Annotated in this window: 3 protein-coding genes; 1 reads left to right on the top strand and 2 read right to left on the bottom strand. The window is 72.4% G+C overall.

Features of this window, described 5'->3' with window-relative positions:
* Nucleotides 1–1259: rhamnulokinase family protein (locus AB0G02_RS32130; protein WP_360801634.1), on the bottom strand; the 1259-nt coding region annotated here is incomplete at its 3' end.
* A 122-nt stretch (nucleotides 1260–1381) separates the two neighbouring features.
* Between AB0G02_RS32130 and AB0G02_RS32135 the strand changes: the two genes are divergently transcribed.
* On the top strand, nucleotides 1382–2068 hold the full coding sequence (locus AB0G02_RS32135) for a class I SAM-dependent methyltransferase (RefSeq protein ID WP_360801637.1): 687 nt from the start codon (nucleotides 1382–1384) through the stop codon (nucleotides 2066–2068).
* Nucleotides 2069–2097: 29 nt separating this feature from the next.
* Here the strand turns inward: AB0G02_RS32135 and AB0G02_RS32140 are convergent, their stop codons facing one another.
* Nucleotides 2098–3183, bottom strand: coding sequence for an aspartate aminotransferase family protein (locus AB0G02_RS32140; protein ID WP_360801640.1), 1086 nt, complete (start codon nucleotides 3181–3183; stop codon nucleotides 2098–2100).
* Nucleotides 3184–3414 lie beyond the last annotated feature (231 nt).

Below are 3414 nucleotides of genomic sequence, written 5' to 3' on the forward strand. Positions count from 1 at the left end.
GGGCCGGCGGTGACGCGGCGTCCGGACAGGGCCGCGGTCAGGCGGCACAGCAGGTCGTTGCGCGAGCCGCCGCCCACGATGTGGATCACGTCCACCTCGCGGCCCGTCAGCTCCACGGCCTGGTCCACGGTGCGGGCGTAGGCGACGGCCAACGAGTCCAGGACGCACCGCACGGTCTCGGCCTGCGTGCGCAGCGGTCCGGTCGCCGCCGCCGCGATCCGTCGCGGCATGTCGCCCGGCGCGATGAACGCCGGATCGTCCACGTCGACCGTCGGACCACCCGCCGGCAGCGCCTCCGCCTGAGCCAGCAGGTCGGACGGGTCCACCCCGGCCCACTCCCGCAGCGACTCCTGGAGCAGCCACAACCCGCCGACGTTGCGCAGGAACCGGGTCCGGCCGTCCACGCCGCCCTCGTTGGTGAAGTTCAGCTCCCGCGCCCGCCCGCTCACCACCGGTCCGGGCAGCTCGACCCCGACCAACGACCACGTCCCGCTGGACACGTAGGCGAAGCGCGACCCGTCGGCGGGCAGCGCCACCACCGCCGACGCGGTGTCGTGGGAACCGACCGTCGTGACCGGTGTCGTGCGCGGCAACCCGGTCGCGCTCACCACCTCCGGGCGCAGCAGCCCGCGCACCTCACCCGGCTCCTGCAACGGCGGGAACGGCACCCCGGCGGCCAGCTCCGGCACCCACGTCCTCGTCCGCACGTCCAGCAACCCCGTGGTCGAGGCGTTCGTGACCTCCGTGCGCAGCTCGCCGGTCAACCAGTACGCCAACAGGTCCGGCAGCAGCACGACGTGCGCCGCCTTGTCCCACAACGGCGACGCCCGTTCCGCCTCCAACTGGTACAGCGTGGTGAACGGCAGGAACTGGAGTCCGTTCACCGCGTACAGCGCCTCGGGTGACACCCGCTCGTGGACGCGGGTCACCGCATCAGTGGTCCGTCCGTCGCGGTACGCCACCGGCTCCGCGAGCAACGTCCCGTCCTCGGCCAACAGCCCGTAGTCCACGGCCCACGTGTCGATGCCGAGCGACACCACCTCGCCGAACCGCGCCGCCAACGCCCCCAGACCGGTCAGCACCTCCCGGTACAGGCCGGTGAAGTCCCAGCGCAGGTGCCCGTCCCGCGTCACCGCGCCGTTGGGGAACCGGTGCACCACGTGCAACGTCGTCCGACCTCCGGTCACCACCCCGGCCACGACCCGCCCGCCCGAGGCGCCGATGTCGACTGCTCCGAAGACCTGGGTGAGGGGCGACATGGCGACTCCACGGGGCTTGAATCGTTTCAAACCTCCGCAGTCAAGCGTCCCGCGCCCCGCGCTGTCAAGAAGCCCGGAAGAAAGCCGTCGAGCGCGCGTGCGGCGCTGTCTACGGTGGCTCCGTGACGTTCCCCGACTTCCACCGCGCACCCAACATCGCCGGCCACCCCGACCTCTACGAACGGGAGAACGAGGCGATCGACCCGGACGGACGGCTGTGGCGCGCGCTGCGCGGGCAGGCGGACTGGGCCGGCCGGACACTGGTCGACCTGGGCTGCGGCACGGGGTTCTGGCTGCCCCGGTACGCGGTCGACGCGGCGGAGGTCATCGGCGTCGAGCCGGACCCGGACCTGCTGGTCAGGGCACGGGAACGCGGTGACGCGCGGCCCGGTTCGGCGGAGCACGTCCCGTTGCCGGACGCGAGTGCGGACGTCGTGCACGCCCGGTTCGCCTACTTCTTCCCACCCGGCTGCGAGCCCGGCCTCACCGAGGTGCGGCGGGTGCTGCGGCCCGGCGGCAGGCTGGTCGTCATCGACAACGACTGGCGGCACGGCGAGTTCGCGGACCTGCTGGCCGCCTCGCCGTGGGCGTCCGCGCAGGGCGCCGCCGAGACGACCGACGCGTGGTGGCGGGAGCGGGGAGCCGAGCGCACCGAGGTGATGTCCGCCTGGCGGTGCCGTGACGCGGCCGAGCTGGAGTCCGTGCTGCGCATCGAGTTCCCGGGCGACGTCGTGGACGGGTGGGTCCGCGCCAACCCGGGCCGCCGGGAGCTGAGCTACGGCTACGTGCTCTTCACCGTGACCGCCTGACCGCCCGACCGGCTCACCGGCTCACCGGCTCACCGATGCCGGCGGCCGGACGCCCGCACGTCGCCCACCGCCGGCCGGTCCGCCGCGATGTCGCGCAACCCGTCGATCAGCCGCGCGCCGAGCTTGGCCGCGTTCGCCTGGAGGTCGTGGTCGAGCAGGTAGCGCAGGGTGGCCAGGGCTCCCGCCGTGGCGACCGGGTTGCCGCCGAACGTGGAGATCGAGTTCGCCGTGAGGCAGTCCATCAGGTCGCCGCGCGCCACCACGCCGCCGATCGCCAGCCCGTTGCCCAGGCCCTTGGCGAACGTCATCGCGTCCGGCGTCACGCCGTGCGCCTGGATGCCCCAGAAGTGCTCACCGGTGCGGCCCCACCCGGTCTGCACCTCGTCGGAGATGAACAGGATGCCGTACTCGTCCAGCACCTCCTTGAACGCGCCGAACAACCCGTCCGGCGGCAGGGAGAACCCGCCGACGCCCTGGATCGGCTCCGCGATCATGCACGCCACGTCGCCCGCGGTCGTCGTCTCGATCACCTCGCGCAGGTCCGCCACGCACGCCTTGATGTAGTCGGCGTCGGACAGGTCCTTGAACGGGCTGCGGAACCGGTAGCCACCGTGCACCCAGCTGACCTTGACGGGGCTGAGCGAGGACGCCGACCAGCCGCGGTTGCCGGTGATCGCCATCGTCGCGAACGCGCGGCCGTGGTAGGAGTTGCGCAGCGCGAGGACCTGGTCGCTGCGGCGGAACTGGGTGGCCAGCATGAGCGCCGTCTCGTTGGCCTCCGTGCCGGAGCTGGTGAAGAACACCTTGGCGTCCGGGATGCCGGACAGCTCCGCGACCTTCTCGGCCAGCTCCACCTGCGAGCGGATCAGGTAGAGGGTGGAGCTGTGCAGCACGCCGGTCGCGACCTGGGACCGGATCGCGTCGGAGATCTCGGCCACGTCGTAGCCGACGGCGTTGGTCAGGATGCCGGCGAAGAAGTCCAGGTAGGTGCGGCCCTCGCGGTCCGTGACCCGGCGCCCGCTCGCACTGGCCGGCTCGATCGGCTGCTCGTAGTACAGGGCCATCCAGTCGGGCATCACCGCGCGGTGCCGGGCCAGCAGCTCCTCGTGTCCCATCGCGTCCTCCGGTCGTAGGTCCCTGCCTGGAGTCTGGTCGGCGGTGCCGAAGGCCGCCATGGACAACCTGTACCGCTTTCGGGCACGGCGCATTACGTTGTGTCCGTGTACCCCACGGTGGCCGAAGCGCTCGCCCTGCCGGTCGTCCGACGACCTTCGTGCTGTGGATGCGCCGACGCGCGAGTACGTGGAGCGCTACCTGCCCGAGGACGCCGTGGTGACGGCCGCCAG

The organism is Actinosynnema sp. NPDC023658, from assembly GCF_040639995.1.
In the GTDB taxonomy this organism is placed as follows: Bacteria; Actinomycetota; Actinomycetes; order Mycobacteriales; family Pseudonocardiaceae; genus Actinosynnema.

Bases quoted from the DNA above. Each gene is read 5' to 3' on its own strand.
- AB0G02_RS32140 (WP_360801640.1), bottom strand. From the start codon at position 3,183: ATGGGACACGAGGAGCTGCTGGCCCGGCACCGCGCGGTGATGCCCGAC.